Source organism: Bradyrhizobium sp. 61 (assembly GCF_023073075.1).
In the GTDB taxonomy this organism is placed as follows: domain Bacteria; phylum Pseudomonadota; class Alphaproteobacteria; order Rhizobiales; family Xanthobacteraceae; genus Bradyrhizobium; species Bradyrhizobium barranii.
The window spans coordinates 1-17,141 of the sequence record NZ_JADPIU010000045.1 but is presented as its reverse complement, the minus strand read 5'-3'; the positions used below and the strand labels follow the sequence as shown (position 1 = coordinate 17,141).

Sequence of the window (17,141 nt, the reverse complement as noted above, 5' to 3'; positions counted from 1 at the left end):
CGCGACGCTCGACAACGGCCTGCTTGAGCGAGCGCAACCACGGACCAACGGGAAGCCCATGCTCCGACAATCGGTTCTTCCAGATGTTCACATGCGCCGCCTCGCGCAGCGCAAAAGCAAGGCAGGGCGTGCCGTGTTCGAGGATCGCGGCTGACACCGTTCGTCGCTGAGGACGCCGGCAAGGGTTTGGCGTGAGACTAACGGCTCCGCGGCAAAGGCCCGCCTCAGCCGGAACCGCGTGGTAGACATGGAATTCTGCGTTTCGAGTTCGCTCACAGCGAAAACGAGATCGCAAGGATAGTTTTCGACCAGATTCCACCGATAGGCCTGAAGTTTGTGAAAGACGCGCTCGGCGAAGCCGGCCGGGCCGTAAAGCTGTACTGTTTTCTCGTGTCCCACGAGCAAACGGAGCAGATGATCAAAGCCAACGAAATGGTCGATATGCGCATGCGAGACGAAGATTTGGTCGACGCGTTGTATCTTCCGCGCTGACAGTGAGGCGATTTCTCCGACATCGAACAGCAGACTGTGCTTTTCGAACAGCGTCTCCACATAGACCGTCGGGTCTCCGCAGCGACCGTTGACAAGGCTCGGATTGAAGATGGGGCGCATAGCAGTCTATTCTGCAGCGGGTTTTTGCGCATTTCGGGCGTCACTCTGCCTCCACTGCCCAAGGATACCCTTTTACACCGGGTTGAGTTTGGGCATGCCCGACGAACTTCCGATTTGAGCAGACATTACTGATTCCGCACTGGGCAAAATCGAGCTATACCGCCGCGATCCGCTCGCGGGCGATGTCGTCTGCGAACCTCATCCTCAGCGCAGCCGATCTAGTGAGGTCGAGCCCGTCTCTGAGGAACTCGTCAAGCCCGAGCCAATGTCTCCTGCAGCCCGATGGAGAGAGCCATGAAGCTCGTTTCAAGCGCGCTCGCTGACGGAGCAGCAGTTCCACGGCGCTTCACCTGCGATGGAGAAAACCTCTCGCCACCTTTGCAATGGTCGGACGCGCCGGGGGGAACGCGGAGTTTTGTCCTGCTCTGCGACGATCCCGATGCACCTGCCGGCACATGGCACCACTGGGCGGCCTACGATCTTCCGCCAACAGTCACGGAACTTGCTGTCGGTGCCGCGCAGAACAAGAACATCAAGCAGGCGGTCAACGATTTTCGCAAAATGGGGTATGGCGGCCCGTGTCCGCCCCATGGCCATGGACCTCACCACTACCACTTCCGGCTGCTCGCGCTCTCGACCGACCATCTTTCGGCAAAGACCAATGCGTCCTGCCCTGAGGTCGAGCGAGAGGCACGCAAGTACGCCATCGCGGAGGCGACCCTCGTTGGTAGGTATGAGAGATAGTACCGGGAGAAGTGCCGCTCACCCGTGCGTGAAGTCACCGGGTTTCAATCCGAGCGCTTTGACAGCGGCTGCGGGAAGCGTCCCCAACGCTTCGACGCTCTCATTCGGGGCCATGATTGCTGCGACAATTGCTTCGGCCTTGGCAGGATCTCCCTCGGCCACGAAATAGACCGAGCGAAGGGCTGTGCCGCCACCTCGCGGTTCAGTTGTTACCAGGACAACCTGACCATTCGCCATGGTTTGATATACCACCGTGGCAGTGCCGCTTCCATGTCGCATGGAGCCCCATAACCGCAATGCGGCAGTGCCCCCTGCGCGCCGAAGCGACTCGCCACGGTATTGCAACGTCGCGGCACCAGCACCAAGTGAGCTGTGGGGGGCGAAATCGCTCCCGGAGCGAGACCGTGGCCAGCAAAAGGGTGGCAAACGAAGGGCTCCCGGTGATCGCGCACTTCGAGGTGCGCCGCCGCAATTACCTTGCGTCAGACGGCTCTATAGACCGGCCGCTCCCTGCGTTCGCCACCGATGCCAAGCTGCTCGTCGGGCTTTATCGGGCCATGGTGCTCCTGCGGCTTTTTGACAGAAAGGCTGTCGCATTGCAGCGTACCGGCCGGCTCGGGACCTATGCGGTTTCGCTCGGGCAGGAGGCGGTGTCGGTCGGCATCGCCAGTGCAATGCGGGAAGAAGACGTGCTGTTGCCCTCCTATCGCGACAATGGCGCGCTTATCTGGCGTGGCGTCAAACTGGAGGAGATATTGCTGTTTTGGGGCGGGGACGAACGGGGCAATCGCTTCTCCGGACCGGTCCACGATTTCCCGTTCTGCATTCCCGTCGGATCACAGGCACCGCATGCTGCAGGCGTCGCCTATGCGTTCAAGCTGCGGAGGGAACCGCGTGTCGCCGTTTGTATGTTCGGCGACGGCGCCACCTCGAAAGGCGATGTTTACGAAGCGATGAATTTTGCCGGTGTGCACAAATTGCCGGTCGTGTTCGTCGCCACCAACAACCAGTGGGCTATTTCGGTGCCGTTGCGACTGCAGACTGGTTGCGAAACGCTGGCGCAGAAGGCCATCGCCGCCGGGTTCGCTGGCGAGCAGATCGATGGGTGTGACGCGGTGGCGGTGCGTGCCGCGGCTGAGGAGGCCATTACCGCAGCCCGCGACGGCAAAGGCCCCCGCTTCATCGAGGCGGTCACCTATCGGCTCGGCGATCATACAACTTCCGATGATGCATCACGCTATCGCTCGGCCGACGAAGTACGAGCTCATTGGAAGGAAGAACCGATAGCGCGCTTGAGGACCCATCTTGTTGGCCAAAAAATGTGGACCAAAGCGGACGAGGAGCAGCTTGCCGCCGAGTGCTATGAGCGCATCGAAGCGGCGGTCGAACGCTATCTGACAATTGAGCCGCGTCGACCCGAAACCATCTTCGATCACCTGTATGCCGATCTGCCCGAGGCCTATGCCGTGCAACGCCGGGAACTCGCGGGAGAGAACGATGCCTGAGGTAACCTTGGTCGAAGCCGTCAATCTGGCGCTTGCCCGCGCGATGGAGGATGATCCGGGTGTGCTCGTTCTTGGCGAAGATGTCGGCGTCGATGGAGGCGTTTTCCGCGCGACCGTGGGCTTGCAAAAGCGCTTTGGATCGGAGCGCGTCCTCGATACGCCGCTTGCCGAACTCCTCATCAGCGGGCTCTGCGTCGGCATGGCGGTGCAGGGGCTAAAACCAATCGGCGAGATCCAGTTCATGGGATTTCTTTATCCCTGCTTCGACCAACTCGTGAACCACGCATCCCGCATGCGCAATCGCACCCAGGGACGGCTCACCTGTCCCATGGTCCTGCGCACTCCGCATGGGGCCGGCATTCGCGCGCCCGAGCATCATTCGGAAAGCACGGAGGCGATGCTCGCCCATATTCCTGGCTTGCGCGTCGTGATGCCTTCCTCGCCGGAACGTGCCTACGGACTTCTGCTCGCAGCGATCCGGAATCCCGATCCAGTGGTGTTTCTGGAGCCAACCCGCCTTTACCGCGCGGCGAAAGGCGAGGTGGAAGACAATGGCGAAGCCTTGCCGCTGGATCTCGCCTTTGTCCTGCGGGAGGGGCGCGACATCACGCTGATCAGTTGGGGCGCCACGCTGAGGGAAACCATGGCGGCTGCCGATGCACTCTCGGCCGAGGGCATCGCCGCCGAGGTCATCGATCTCGCCACGCTCAAGCCCTATGATGAAGATACCCTGCTTGGTTCGGTCGCAAAGACCGGGCGTTGCGTCATCGTGCACGAGGCGGCACGCACCGGGGGATTCGGAGCCGAGATCGCAGCACTTATCGCGGAGCGCGGCCTGTCCTTTCTGCTTGCGCCCGTGACCCGCGTCACCGGCTACGATACGGTCGTCCCAATGGCACGCCTCGAGCAACACTACATGCCTTCGGTCGAACGTATCGTGACCGCCGCCCGCAAGGTTTGCCAGTTCAGCTAGATTCCAACGGACTTTGTCCCATGCGCCAGTTCACGTTGCCGGATCTTGGGGAAGGTCTTGAAGAGGCGGAGATCGTCAGTTGGTATGTCAGCGAAGGCGATCACGTCGTCACCGATCAGCTGCTCCTATCCGTCGAGACCGACAAGGCGGTCGTTGAGATACCGTCGCCGTCGAACGGACGCGTCGCGCACCTGTTTGGCACCAAGGGCGATATCGTGAAGGTCGGCATGCCGCTCGTCGAATTTGCCGAGGGCGCCGAACCGGACACCGGCACCGTTGTCGGCGAACTCGGCGGCGGCGAAGCTGCGCAGGCGGTAGGAATCCCTTCTGCGCGCCCCACCGGGCAGGAGCTCAGGGTGTTTCCGGCAGTGCGCGCGCTCGCGAGCAAACTCGGCGTTGCCCTTGACCTCGTCGATGGCACAGGATCCGGCGGCACCATCACGCGGGCCGATGTCGAACGGGCTGCCAAGAGCATGTCCCACAGCGGTCCAGCCGAGCCCCTGCGCGGTATGCGGCGCGCGATGGCGCAACGCATGGCGGCATCTCATGCCGAAATCGCCCCCGCCACTGTCACCGATGACGCCGACATTGACGATTGGCGGCAAGGCGAGGACGTGACGATCCGGCTGGCGCGGGCCATCGCCGCCGCCTGCAAGGCTGAGCCCGCGCTCAATGCCTGGTATAATTCCGCGTCCGGCGAACGGCGTCTGATCGAGCGCGTTGATCTCGGCATCGCCGTCGACACCGAGGGCGGCCTCATCGTTCCCGTGTTGCGCAACGTCGCTGAGCGGAGCGTACCGGATTTGCGGGCAGGACTCGACCGCCTGCGGGCTGACGCGATCGCGCGCTCGATACCCCCGGAGGAGCTACGCGGCGCCACGATTACGCTGTCGAATTTCGGGATGATCGGGGGGCGGTTTGCGAATCTGATCATCGTGCCGCCGCAAACGGCAATCGTAGGCGCTGGCCGGATCTCCCAACGGGTGGTCGCGCATCGGGGCCAGCCTGCGGTGAGGCGCACCCTGCCGTTGTCGCTCACCTTCGACCATCGCGTCGTGACGGGCGGCGAAGCCGCACGCTTCTTGGTCGCGCTCAAGTCAGATCTTGAGCGGATTTCGTGAACCAGCAGTTCGACGCGAATCGTGGACCGATTGGAGCACGATCATGAGGACCTTGTTGCAGCTCGTGCTTTCCATTGTTGCCGTCGCGCAGGAAGCGACCGCGCAGGACGTAGAATGTGTCCGCGAGCGCGCCGCCATGGTCGAAACCATCCGGGTTCTCGATGCCATCGACGCCCGCTTCGCCGCCGACCAAACCAAGCGAGCATAAGAGCGGGAGTAGACTCGGGGACACTGGCCAAACGCCGGTGACCAAGACGCGTGGGGCGGCGGAAGCACAACGCGAATTGCGCGTGGACAGTACCCACAGCCGGGTGCTGTTCATATCTAGCCCTTAGTCGAACCAGGCGAAAAGCTGGAAGCCGCAGTGAACAAGCCCCCGTCGTGGTGACGACCCTAGCACGGCAACGGTAATGGCGTGCGTGGCAGTGCCGGTGTTCGGCGATGTAAGCCGGAGCGAACCGTCTATCCTAAGTTCGGTGCCGTCTCCGAGTAGTGGCCTGATTTGATCTAGCTCAATGAACCATTCCCTGCCCTCCGGGACCTTGTGGCATGACGAAGCCCGAGGAACAGAGCGAGGCAAAGGAGCCCAAGCCCTCCCGGTTGGAGGAGGCGCGGCGGATCATTGAAGAGTACGCCAACGACCTGCGGGAGATCATCCGGAAGCTGCGTCGCAAGATGAATTAAGGCCGACTCAGTTGGCGGCTCCAATGTCACACTGTTAGCCTCAGTTTGCGGCCTCTCTCATTTTACGATGTCGCTTTCTGGCCGGCCCTTCGGCGAAGTGGCGGCACGACTCGTTGAAGTCCGTTCAATGGGGCATAGCGGACTGGATTTGCTCACGTTAAGTTCTTCGCATTTTGACCCTCAGCGGACCTTTCGCCGTCGTTGGCGCGTGCGTTGAGCGCTCTGCCGGAAACACATAGCGCCGGATACAACCTCGGATTATATTCTCTCGAACTGCCCTAGCCGCATATAGGGAGGTCACCCATGCCCACACGTCGCGATACCCTTTCGCTCCTTCCTGCGGGTCTTCTGATGGCGGGAGGTCTGGCCAGCGCAAGCGTAGGCGTCACCGGAGTTGCCTCAGCGAGCGAACGACCGGCCGACATCAAGAGAACGCGAATTGGCGACCTGCGGTATGAAGCGGGATTTCCGACTGCCGAGACGGTCAAGAAGCTGTACGACGAGCTCGACTTCCAACGCGCTGTGCTGGCCTACCAGTACGTGGACCCACTCGTCGCAATGAACGAGTTGAACACGGGGTTGCAGCAGGTCGGCGGGCGCGAGGGGGACTGGTATCTCCTTCAACATTTCCTCGACCACGCATGGTATCGCCCTGACCGGCAACAGCACGACAATCTACGCGATGGGCTTCCTTGATCTCAGGAAAAACGGTCCCATGGTCGTGGAGGTTGCGCCCGGTTCGTATGGCGCCTTTTTTGATTTGTGGCAGCAGACCATCGCTGGCGTCGGCGCGATTGGTGAGGATAAGGGCAAAGGCGGTAAGTTTCTTGTTCTTCCCGTCGGTTTCAACGAAGCGGTCCCCGAGGGCTACTACAGGGTCACTTCGCCGACGTCACTGGCCGCGTATTTTGCCCGTGGTATCGTCCGTAATGGCGATGTTGCAGGAGCAGCAGAGAGCTTGGAGACCACGCGCATCTACCCGCTGTCAGAGCGAAATGACCCGCCGAAAACGACCGTCGTGCTGACCTCGGGCAAGGACTGGAACTCAATTGCACCAGAAGGCTTCAAGTATTGGGAGCGCGTCGCAGAGGTCGCCAACTATGTGAGCGAGAGCGAAGATGGCGCTTTCCTGCTGGCCTTGCTCAAACCGCTCGGCATTGAACCTAGCAAACCCTTCGACCCCGATCCACGGATGAGGCAAATCCTCACTGAGGCCAGTGACGTCGCTTGGGCGATCGACCAAGCAATCAGCATGGCCCCGCGTCTCAAGGACGTCGTCTATTACCCCGGCACGCAATGGGAGTTCGTGCTCATGCTGAACCCCGGCTTGCGAGACAGGTACTGGAGCGACCTTGAGGCGCGGATCAATTACTATTTTCAGGCGACAATGGCATCGCCTGCCATGAAGGAGAAGCACCTCGGTGAGGGTTCGCAATATTTGCGCTCCGCACGTGACAGTAAGGGTGATTGGCTGAACGGCTCCAATCAATATCGGCTGCGCGTCCCCGCCAACATGCCGGTGAAGGAGTTCTGGTCGGTGACGGTGTACGACTTCGAGACGAGGTCGATGGTCCAAATCGACACCGACGTGGCAGCCAAGTCCACCTACGACAAGCTCGCGACCAATGCCGAGGGTTCGATCGATCTGTACTTCGGACCGACGGCGCCCTCAGGCAAGGAAAGCAACTGGATCAAGACACTGCCGGGACGTGGTTGGTGGGTGTGGTTCCGCTTCTATGGCCCGACCGAAGCGTTCTTCGACAAGTCGTGGAGGTTGCCGGATTTCGAGAAGGTCTGACGAAGTAAGCGCACTGAGGATTCGACCTACGGCGAATGAGTGGGAGCAACAACATGAAAAGCACCATCTTGAATACGTTGCACTCCGCCGCCGTCGTGATGACGCTGTGCACGGCGGCCACCATCGCCCCGCAGGCGTCGGCGCAAAACCCGCAGCCGCCAAGCCGTCAAGACTCCGCCGATCAACTTCTTTACCGCCGCGCGTTCGAGGTTGCATTGTGGGCCATGCCCGCGGCGGACAGCTTTGCCGCCCGGGAAGCAGTGAAGCGAGATTTGCACGGCAAGCCGAATGATGTGGCGATCAACACCAAGCCGCTGAACTCGGATATCCACCTGGTCGCTCTGCAGACCCAGACTCCGTATCTGCAAGGCGCCTTCGATTTGAAGGATGGGCCCATCGTGGTCGAAATCCCCGCTGCTACCAGCGAGTCCCATCTATACGGAACGATCTGTGACGCTTGGCAGCGCCCGCTTGACGGGATTGATGTTGGTAAGGATGGCTGGGACGAGGGAAAGGGCGCCAAATATCTTCTGTTGCCACCCGACTACAAGGGAGATGTGCCCGCCGGATACAAGACCATGCGGAGCCGCACCTACCTGCAGAATTTCCTCATCCGCTCGATCTCGACGGCCGGCTGGGATGCCGCCGTGGAATACGCATACACGATGAAGGTCTATCCCTTGGCGCAGGCGACAAGCCCGGACAAGACGACCTTCCTCGATATGTCGGGCACCGTGTATCGCGCCGCTCCGGTATTCGATGCCGGATACTTCAACCTGGTCGACATGCTCGTGCAGGAAGAGTCTGCGAATGACTACGACAAGACCATGTTTGGGATGGCCGCATATGTCGGCATCGAGAAAGGCAAGCCCTTCAAGCCCGATGCTCACACCGTGCAGATCCTCGAACGCGCGGCGAAGGATGCGCAAGCATACCTGATCCAGATATCGAACGGCGTTGCATTGGTCCCTGCTGAGGGGCAACCCGGCTGGACCCGTTTCAACCTGCACAAGGAGGATATCGCGAAAGGCCGCCTCTACGTCTACGAAAATGCGGATGGGACGATCGACTATCAACGGCGCGCAGCGATTGATTACTGGGCCTATGTCATGCCCGCCGTTCTCGGAAGCGGAACCATGTACAACGCCGCGTTCGTCGACGCGGAGGGCCGTCCAATAGACTCGACCAAGAATTACCGGCTCCGGATGCCGAACGGCTTTCCTGCCCGGAATTTCTGGTCCGTGTTCGCCTATGACGGCCGCACCCGCACCTTCATCGCCAACAGCAAGAAAGGCCGCCAGCTTTCATCCCTCGACAAGCTGGTGAAGAACCCCGACGGGTCCACAGACATTTATATCGGTCCCGCCGCTCCCAAGGGTCTGGAATCGAACTGGATTGAAACCATCCCTGGAATTGATCTTTTCATGGGCCTGCGGACCTATGGTCCTGAGAAGGCCGTATTGGATGGAGCGTACAAAATTCCACGCTTCGAGCTGATGAAATAGGTCGGGGTGACGACCTAAGGTCCGCACATGGCCCCTTTGAGACATGCCAGGGCGGTCTGACGATGTCCGTTGATCGGGGTAGAGCAGAAGTCTCGTTTCGGGGCAGTCAGGACCGTTGTTGACCCGAAGGCGACGTTCGGCCGGCTTGGCTAGGAGCCGACGTCTCGGAGCGTCGCCATCAGAATTACTGCGGCGACGAGGAACTCGAAATGATCGCTTGTTTCAGCCCCTTACGCCCATAGACAAGGAAAGTCGCAACAAGGATCGCTAGGCCGGCGACCGCAATGATAGCCTTCGTGAGGATCAAGGCCATGACTTCCCACAGCCGGGACAATCGTCAGAGCTCGACTGTTTCCTCGACCACATGTTTCAGCGGCGTCCCCTCAGCGGACAGGGTCATTCGCAGTTTGAGCTTGTCACCCTTCACCTCCCCGCTACGCACTAGGTTCTCAATTTCACGCTGCGATGTAACTCCGACATGCTTCAGAAATTTACGGATAGCCATATTGAAGCGGTCTTCATCGAACTCGGCGGTCATGGCTGTTCTCCCTGATCGGGCAGGCAAAGTCTAACACGAGGCGAGCAAAGACGAAACATCGAGGCCCCGCTCGCGTCGCCGCCGACTTCCTCGTCAACCTGATTGCCTGGACCTCGGCCCGAAGCTGAAGACTACACCTGACGCTGCGATGTCGGCCGTCTGAGGTAGACCGGACACGGCTGGCGCTGTCCTCGATCGCCGCTTGTGACCCTGAGCGGAAGTCGAGACCGCCACCATCTCGGGCCGCCGGACACCTGATGTTCGAGCAACGCAAGCTCCCGCCAATTTCATCAGCTGTCAGTGTGCCTTATTGTGCGAATACGCCGCGTTGCTCCCATGGTCCCGGATTGAGAACCGCGCCGTTGACTTTGCCGGCTGCGTCTCTGACGAAGGCGATCCGCGTGTGATCGCCACTCTCGACCTGGAATTCATCCTTTGAGCGAACCGCCACCGATGTCGGCTGGCCCTTGTCGAAATCAAGGATCGACCAGCCGCCTATTGCTGTAACGACGAGCTTGCCGTCCGCGACACGGATCCGAAGCTGGATGCTGCGAAAGGGGACCGCCTCCCGGGCAAAGGCAACAACAAGCGGATCGTGCTGCCCCTGCCGGGTGATTTTGAACTTGATCGTGGCGTTGACCGGGCCTGAAATCCGGCCAAGTACAGCTTCCAGGGTCAGGCCATCGATCGATGCGTCGTCGATGGAAGTGATGAGGTCTCCCGCCATCACGCCGGCCCTCGCGGCGGGACCTCCGTCGGCCGGCGCATCCCTTCCGCGCGACGTTTTCCGAGAAGACGGAATAAGCACCCGATCAAGCCTGCCCGAACTGCGCGACCACGCCCGACCATAGTCGCCAGATTTCGGGGGACTTTTCATCGACGGCGGTTTGCACCATGACCAGCTTCGAGGGCGGATCAACAAGGATACGCTGCCCGAGATGGCCCAACATTGCGAATTGCCGTCTGCTTCCGGGAAACAGGTAGAACTGATAGCCGTAGCCGAACCCTCCCTCGGCCTTTGCCAGATAGCCGTCGGAAGCGCGCACCGTGGTTGCATCGACCATCCATTGCGCCGGGATGATCTGTTTGCCGTCCCATGCTCCGTCGTGGGCGAGCAGGCGGGCGAGCCGGGCATAGTCGCGCAACACGGCGTTGAAGAAGCCGTGCGCCACTTCATAGCCTTCCGCGTCGATCAGCCATTTGGCATCGGCTTCCGTGCCGATCGGCTGCCACACCTTTTCCTGGAGATAGTCGGAGAGTGATTTGCCCGTTGCGTAACGCAGCACCAGACCAAGCACATCCGTTTCGATGCTGGCGTAGCGGAATTGCGTACCCGGCGGCGCGATCCGCCGATTGAATTGCGCGATGCTGGCAACGGTGCCCTTGTTGGAAAACCAGTGCTTGCGCACCATGTCGCCCCACAAGCGATCGAGGTCGCGGCCGCTGCCTTTGCCTTCGTCGGCCTGCTCGCCGCACTCCACGCCCGACGACATGTGGAGCAGCGCGCGGAGCGGCGTCGCGCCATATTCGGTGCCTTTCAAGCCAGGCACATACGTTTCCGCGGTATCGTCGATAGATTTGATCGCGCCTTCCGAGATCGCGATACCGACCAGCATGCCGGTGATCGATTTTGCCATCGACTGCGATATCAGCCGGTCGCGATCGGTACGGCCGTATTGATACTGCTCGACTAGGATCCGGTCATCCTTGGCGATCAGCAGACCCGTCACTGGATTGCGCGACAGATAATCCGCAAGCGAAGAGCGGCTTCCCTTGTACTGGTAGCTGACATCCGCCTGCGTTCGCTTGAACGGCCAGGCCGTGGCTGCGCGACTGACCAAGCGCGTTGGAAAAATCTCGTCGTAATGACTGAATGCCCCGACGCGGTATTTTGGCGAAGCCGGATTGCCGGGCTGGTAAACGCGCCAGCGATCCTTCACCGGATAGTTCTCGGTGGCACCGTAAAGCTCTGCATCCGGACCAGCAGCGGAAAAAACCGGGCCACCGCCGCTCTCGGCGGCCCAACTCCACTTGACCGACGCAGCAACACAACTCGCCGCAAGTCCGGTCAGAGCCGATCGACGCGAGGGTGCTTTCTCGCCACCGCCGAAAGACATTACGCCGCCGCCTTCTTGGCAAGCCCGAACGCGTCCGCAAGCCTCCACCCGGTCCCATAAGCCGGACCCGCTTCATGGCCAGCGAGGTGGATGTCGGGCGGCAGCGAATTTGTCATCATCAGCCGGGCCGTTTCCGGTTTCAGAATGCGCGCACCGTCAAGCTCGCCGCCGTTGAGCAGCATCTGGCAGAAGCGCAGGAAGTCGGGGACCGTCGAAACGATGCCCCCGCCGCCTGAAAAGAACGTTTGCGGCGTCGCGACGTCGCCATCTGAAAGAGGTGGCGGCTGCGCGCCCGGCACGGCGACGAGACGGGCGAGTTTTTCCTCCGGCACATGGAAGCCGGTGTCAACCATCCCAAGCGGCGCGAACAGGCGGTTTTGCAGGAACTGGTCGAACGGCTGGCCCGAGACGACTTCGATAACGCGCCCGAGCACATCGTAACCGATCGAATATTCCCAGACTTCACCCGGCTGGTGCAGCAGCGGGAGTGTGCCGAGGCTGGCCACGAACGAAGCGATCGGCTTGTCGCGCCGGAACAGCGCCCGCGCGCCGTAAAGCAGGTGTACCGCCGCATTGCCAAATCCGGGGTCGGCGTAGTCCCCCATGCCACAAACCAGACCGGAAGTATTGCGCAGAAGGTCCCGGATGGTCATCGCGCGCCTCGCCGGTTCAAAAACCTTCTGCGCAAGATCCAGGAGGATCGGATCCCCTGTGGCCAGATCCTTCTTGACGACCTGCATATCCTTTAGCCCCGGCAGATACTGCGCCACGGGAGCATCGAGGTCGAGCTTGCCTTCATCGACCAGCATCATGGTGGCGACGCTGGTGATCTGCTTGGACATCGATCCGATGCGAAAGATCGAATCCGGCCGCATCGGAATTTTCTTGTCGTGATCCTCAAAACCGGTGGGCTGCAAGTAGGCCAGTTTTCCGCCTCGGGCGATCCCAACGACAAAACCGGAGGGATCACCCGTTTTAGTGTGCGTCTCAAACCAAGACGTGATGCGCGCCAGCCGTTTCGCCGAAAAGCCGAGAGTGTCCGGATCGCCGACGATCTGCAAATCGTCGGCAAGCGCCGAATCCACCAGCAGCGTAAGCGCCGCCAGCGCAGTCAATAAAATGGTAAACCGCTGATATAGCATAAGGAGGCCCGTTGTCGCAGCTCATTGCGGGGAAGGATCTCCGCGACGGGCGCCGCGAGCCTCTCTCGCAGCCTGTAACCCGTCACGGCAAAACCCGGCCGGCACTCTCACTCTCAGCCTCTTCTGGCGGAATCGGCGCCGCCGTGACCAAGCGGCCAGCTAGCTCGGCATGCGAGAGTGCCGCACGCAGACAAATGACAGAATGCGAAATCTGCGAGGCGCTCCGCCCTGCGTTCCATTCTTCGGGACTTAGCCTTGAGGTGATTTAGGGCCGCAGGCCCGATCAGGCGTGCGCCAAGGGCGCATCGCCTCAACGCAAAATGGCACCCGCAGGAGCGTGAGCATAGCGACGCCGAAGGCGGCACGCGGGACCGAGTGCAGTCGCGAGATGAAGTAACCGGGCACCGACCTCTCGGGCGCATAATACGTCGATCGATTCGCCCAACAAGATGAGCTGGAGATCCTGATGAATTACTTCGCTGGACTCGACGTGTCTTTGAAGCGCACCGCGATCTGCATCGTTGATCGAGATGGAAATATCGTCCGGGAAGGAGTGACGGATACCGAACCCGAGGCGCTAATTTCCTGGCTGAGCAATACCCGCTTCGCTTTGCAGCGAGTTGGGCTGGAAGCCGGTCAATGTTCTTCTTGGCTGCACAAGGGGCTTTCGGAAGGCGGATTACCAGTCATTTGTGTTGAGACCCGGCACGCAAAGAGCGTAATGCAAGCTCAAACTGTCAAGACGGACCGCAACGATGCTCGTGCGCTTGCGCAAATGATGCGAACAGGGTGGTTTAAGGCGGTTCACATCAAATCTGAAGACAGCCAAAAGCTACGAGCGTTGATGGGCAGTCGCCGGTGCCTGCTCGACAAGCAACGCGACCTCAACAATCATATTCGGGCGGCACTTCGAACCTTCGGATTCAAAGTGGGCCTTATCGGCCAAAACCGCTTTGAGGAACGCGTACGCGAGCTGATCGTGGCTGATGGAGATTTACAGGCCCTCGTCGTTCCATTGCTCGAAGCCCGGCGCATGCTCGGCGAACAAGCACGCGTGTTGACGCGCCTAATTGGGCGCCTGGTTCGGAGCGATGCTACTTGCCGCCGGTTCATGACCGTTCCTGGTGTTGGCCCCCTGACAGCTTTGGCATTCAAGACGACCATCGATAACCCGGGCCGCTTCCGCAAATTGCGGCATGTTGGCGTCCATCTTGGACTGACCCCAGGTAAATACGCGTCCGGAGAGGTCGATTACAACCGGCGCATCACCCGGTGCGGCGACGCCTTTGCTCGAGAACACCTCTTTGAAGCCGCGCACTCATTGATGGTCAACACCAGACGGTGGTGCTCGTTAAAGGCATGGGGCATCCGCATCGCCAAGCGCAGTTCCATGAAAAATGCGCTGGTCGCGGTGGCTCGCAAGATATCTGTCATCCTGCACCGTATGTGGTGCGACGGCAGCGTCTTTCGGTGGGAGAAATCTGAGGCCGCAGCGGCAGCCTGACACTCGAATGAACTGATCAGCAGAACACGGCCGGAAGGCTGTCAAGGAGTCCGGTAGGGCGAGGAATGGCGAGGGTGATAACCGGTCTGCAGCGCGAGCCGATCGCTCCGTGACTGCGTCCCCGAGATGGTCCCGCCACTTCTTCACGAACATCATCATGAGGCGGAGATCCCGACCTCGAAGAGAAGCGCGATCACCGGATAGCTTTGACGTCAAGGTAGGTTCGGAAGGCACAGCCACAATGCCGTAGTTAGATCAGATTTGGCACTTGACGTCCCAACCCCGGTTAGAGAAGACCGGTTAAGAGGGCACCCGGGAACGGGGCAGTGATAGCGACGCCGGCATACTTCATGACGGCGGGCCCCTTTCCCGAGTGCCCCCGGCGAGGAGCTCCGCAGCCCTTGCGCGAGCTGGGGTAATCCGATCCCGGCCACTCGCTAATCTTGTGCCGGGGTTGATTCGGCTCAGCAAAGGAGACAAGCGATGACCCTGTATGTCGGACTGGATGTTTCACTAAGAATGACATCAATCTGCGTCGTCGAGGCAGATGGCTCGTCGGTATGGGAAGGCAAAGCCGAAAGCGAGCCAGTTCCGTTGGTAAAGGTGCTTTCGCCTTGGCGCGACAAAATCGCTCTCATCGGGATCGAGGCTTGTCCGCTTTCCGAATGGCTTTACGGCGCATTGGTTGAGAGTGGGTTTCAGATCGTTTGCATTGAGACCCGGCATGCACAGCGCTTCTTGTCCTCTCGTCCCAACAAGACCGACCGCAGCGATGCGCGCGGCATCGCTGAGATGATGCGCCTCGGACAATATCGATCGGTGCACGTGAAGAGCAAAGCGTCACTCGCGCAAGAAGTTCGTCGATCACATGCTGGCGATCGAAGACACAATCCGGGGATTGATGAAGGTGCATGGGTTAAAGCTTGGTGCAGTGCACCGAAGCCGTTTTGCGGTGAGGGTCGAAACTCTGCTCGCGGATGCGCCTGACTTGCGGATGGCCATCGAGCCACTGCTCGAAGCGCGCAACATGATGCGTAAGCACAAAGCCCTCATGGATCGGCAGCTTTCGCAAATGGCTCGCAAGGATGATGTTTGCAAGCGGTTGATGACCGTATCCGGCGTTGGACCGCTCGTGAGCTTATCGTTCAAGGCGACGATTGACGATCCAGGGCGGTTCAAGGATTCCAGGGCCGTGGCGGCGCATCTGGGATTGACCCCTCGCGTTTATCAGTCAGGCGAGATTGATCGATCAGGCAATATCAGCAAATGCGGTGACAAGCTGATGCGGCATGCGCTCTATGAAGCCGCGAACTCGCACATGCGGATTTCCAAAAAGTGGTCGACACTTCGGGCCTGGGGCGTCAAGCTCGCCAAACGTATCGGGTCCAGAAAAGCGTGCGTGGCAGTTGCCCGCAAACTCGCGATTATCATGCATCGGATGTGGGTCGAGGAAACGGACTTCCGCTTCGGAAAGCCGCCTGTGACCCAACCCACATAAGGATCGTCCCGGCGTAACGATCTGCTCTGCCGAGGACGTGGGGAGGGTCAGTCCGTTTCGATCCCTGTGCTGTGCTCAAGCACGCGCTGTGAGCTTGGACGACCCAACTCGCCGGACCCCATCATGGAGCATGCCGCAGGGCTGACTCCGGACAGAAGCGCGGGCCAGGCAGCGGTGGATCGCGGAACGATAGCCGCATGATGCGGCAACGATCGTTACCCGAATGGGCGGAGACACCGGCAAGCGGTGGCTCCGGTCGCGGATCTATGCCCGAGACTAGAGCGTGACCGCCCGAAGGGCTGGCCGCCCAAAAATCATTTCTCAGTTTGCCCCAATAGCAGACATTTGGAGGACTAAAGCGGAGGTCCGAAAAGGGCCGATATTGTTGCAAAAGTCGGAAATCGAACAACCCTAAAACTCTCGCAAAAGCTGATCGTTGGACTTCTCTGCTGCCGCGTCGCCTTTCAACGCCATTACGGAGGTCCGTGATCAATTTGGGATGAAACGATATGGTCCCTCACGTCGCCTCGCGTAAAACGCATCGGCGGCTCTAAGAATTGTCGTTCGCCCCCTCAAAAAGACTTTTGCAACAATATCGGCCAATAGGCGACATCGGGCTTGCATTTCTTGCGACGAGGAGAGCGCCACTGAGATGGCTATAAGCAAAAGCCCCGGACAATGCCGGGGCTTTGAAGATTTCGATTTTTCTGTTGTCGATGAGGCGACTGCGACAAACGGGTTGTTCTCCTTCGTTCGAGGATAGTGGCGTACTCAATGCCCGCGAAAGCTCTTCACTCCTTGAATAGGTCGGCGCTGATGAGGATGACCGGCTCGGACGAGGCAGGCATCGCAATCGAAAAACGACGCGCGTGTCTATTATATTCCATGGATTTGCTACATCTCGTTACGGCAGCTGTGGCCTTCTTAGGCACGATCATAAGGAGATGGCATCACAAACAGATGGCGCACGTTTTATGGCAGCCGCGCTGTCTTGAAGTCGCCTCGCGACGGCACCATGTTGGGGGCGTCGATGAGACGCGTAGGACTTATCGACATCACGGTAGGTAACGCGACGCGCCTCGGCGCATCGCACGTTCCACCACACGACGCTGCGCGTCGCAACCCATCGCTACGCAACGCTTGAGCCGCTGGGGAAGCCCGGCGGCTTGCGTGCGTTTAGCCCGGACGGTCCCCCTCAATCGCCTGGGGCTCCGAGACGCCTACCGCAGCGAGCCGGAGGCTGAGACCGAGGAGATCTGACAACCAGGGCGCGAGTTAGTCCCACGCCGCCTGACCCGCCAGTTCACGCCGGCGGGCCTTACTTCGGTGGGTGCAAATCGCCTAGAAGCCAGCGGCCAAGGCCCTTGGACTTCATGGGGTCTTCAAACGCGGCAAAGGTC

Annotated in this window: 15 protein-coding genes and 1 pseudogene; 11 read left to right on the top strand and 5 right to left on the bottom strand. The window is 60.2% G+C overall.

Annotated features, from left to right (window positions below; genetic code table 11):
• Positions 1-87: 87 nt before the first annotated feature.
• Positions 88-612 carry an MBL fold metallo-hydrolase gene (locus IVB46_RS13370; RefSeq protein ID WP_247342928.1) on the bottom strand — a complete coding sequence of 175 codons (525 nt, stop codon included), beginning with the start codon at positions 610-612 and terminating at the stop codon, positions 88-90.
• A gap of 294 nt (positions 613-906) precedes the next feature.
• On the opposite strand from IVB46_RS13370, the gene IVB46_RS13365 reads away from it, so the two are divergent.
• From IVB46_RS13365 to IVB46_RS13330, 9 genes are all read left to right on the top strand, one after another.
• Positions 907-1,356, top strand: a complete 450-nt coding sequence (locus tag IVB46_RS13365; RefSeq protein ID WP_247303147.1) for a YbhB/YbcL family Raf kinase inhibitor-like protein — start codon at positions 907-909, stop codon at positions 1,354-1,356.
• A gap of 404 nt (positions 1,357-1,760) precedes the next feature.
• Positions 1,761-2,861 carry a pyruvate dehydrogenase (acetyl-transferring) E1 component subunit alpha gene (gene pdhA, locus IVB46_RS13360; protein WP_247303145.1) on the top strand — a complete coding sequence of 367 codons (1,101 nt, stop codon included), beginning with the start codon at positions 1,761-1,763 and terminating at the stop codon, positions 2,859-2,861.
• Positions 2,854-3,834, top strand: a complete 981-nt coding sequence (locus IVB46_RS13355) for an alpha-ketoacid dehydrogenase subunit beta (protein WP_247303173.1) — start codon at positions 2,854-2,856, stop codon at positions 3,832-3,834. The genes pdhA and IVB46_RS13355 overlap by 8 nt, the downstream gene beginning before the upstream one ends.
• Before the next feature lie 20 nt (positions 3,835-3,854).
• Positions 3,855-4,955: a dihydrolipoamide acetyltransferase family protein gene (locus IVB46_RS13350; protein ID WP_247303142.1), complete on the top strand. Its 1,101-nt coding sequence runs from the start codon at positions 3,855-3,857 to the stop codon at positions 4,953-4,955.
• Positions 4,956-4,998: 43 nt separating this feature from the next.
• Positions 4,999-5,163 carry a hypothetical protein gene (locus tag IVB46_RS13345; RefSeq protein WP_247303140.1) on the top strand — a complete coding sequence of 55 codons (165 nt, stop codon included), beginning with the start codon at positions 4,999-5,001 and terminating at the stop codon, positions 5,161-5,163.
• 341 nt (positions 5,164-5,504) lie between these two features.
• Positions 5,505-5,639 carry a hypothetical protein gene (locus IVB46_RS44880; RefSeq protein ID WP_256468602.1) on the top strand — a complete coding sequence of 45 codons (135 nt, stop codon included), beginning with the start codon at positions 5,505-5,507 and terminating at the stop codon, positions 5,637-5,639.
• 303 nt (positions 5,640-5,942) lie between these two features.
• Positions 5,943-6,335, top strand: a complete 393-nt coding sequence (locus tag IVB46_RS13340) for a hypothetical protein (RefSeq protein ID WP_247303139.1) — start codon at positions 5,943-5,945, stop codon at positions 6,333-6,335.
• Positions 6,322-7,437 (top strand): DUF1214 domain-containing protein, encoded by a 1,116-nt coding sequence (locus tag IVB46_RS13335; RefSeq protein WP_247303137.1) that lies wholly within the window; start codon positions 6,322-6,324, stop codon positions 7,435-7,437. The genes IVB46_RS13340 and IVB46_RS13335 overlap by 14 nt, the downstream gene beginning before the upstream one ends.
• A gap of 53 nt (positions 7,438-7,490) precedes the next feature.
• Complete coding sequence (locus IVB46_RS13330) at positions 7,491-8,942, top strand: DUF1214 domain-containing protein (RefSeq protein ID WP_247303134.1); 1,452 nt, start codon at positions 7,491-7,493, stop codon at positions 8,940-8,942.
• A 337-nt stretch (positions 8,943-9,279) separates the two neighbouring features.
• Here the strand turns inward: IVB46_RS13330 and IVB46_RS13325 are convergent, their stop codons facing one another.
• The 4 genes from IVB46_RS13325 to IVB46_RS13310 form a co-directional block, all read right to left on the bottom strand.
• Complete coding sequence (locus IVB46_RS13325; RefSeq protein WP_212491321.1) at positions 9,280-9,480, bottom strand: DUF6494 family protein; 201 nt, start codon at positions 9,478-9,480, stop codon at positions 9,280-9,282.
• A 307-nt stretch (positions 9,481-9,787) separates the two neighbouring features.
• Entirely contained in the window at positions 9,788-10,357 is a 570-nt protein-coding gene (locus IVB46_RS13320) for a PDZ domain-containing protein (RefSeq protein WP_256468601.1), read from the bottom strand.
• Positions 10,293-11,597: a serine hydrolase gene (locus tag IVB46_RS13315; RefSeq protein WP_247303132.1), complete on the bottom strand. Its 1,305-nt coding sequence runs from the start codon at positions 11,595-11,597 to the stop codon at positions 10,293-10,295. Before IVB46_RS13315 ends, IVB46_RS13320 begins: the two co-directional genes overlap by 65 nt.
• A complete protein-coding gene (locus IVB46_RS13310) occupies positions 11,597-12,739 on the bottom strand; it encodes a serine hydrolase domain-containing protein (RefSeq protein WP_247342925.1) in 1,143 nt (380 codons plus the stop codon). Before IVB46_RS13310 ends, IVB46_RS13315 begins: the two co-directional genes overlap by 1 nt.
• Positions 12,740-13,205: 466 nt before the next feature.
• Between IVB46_RS13310 and IVB46_RS13305 the strand changes: the two genes are divergently transcribed.
• Together IVB46_RS13305 and IVB46_RS13300 are read left to right on the top strand one after the other, a co-directional pair.
• Complete coding sequence (locus tag IVB46_RS13305) at positions 13,206-14,243, top strand: IS110 family transposase (protein WP_247303128.1); 1,038 nt, start codon at positions 13,206-13,208, stop codon at positions 14,241-14,243.
• Between the two features lie 483 nt (positions 14,244-14,726).
• Positions 14,727-15,741, top strand: a pseudogene (locus IVB46_RS13300) (IS110 family transposase).
• Positions 15,742-17,141 lie beyond the last annotated feature (1,400 nt).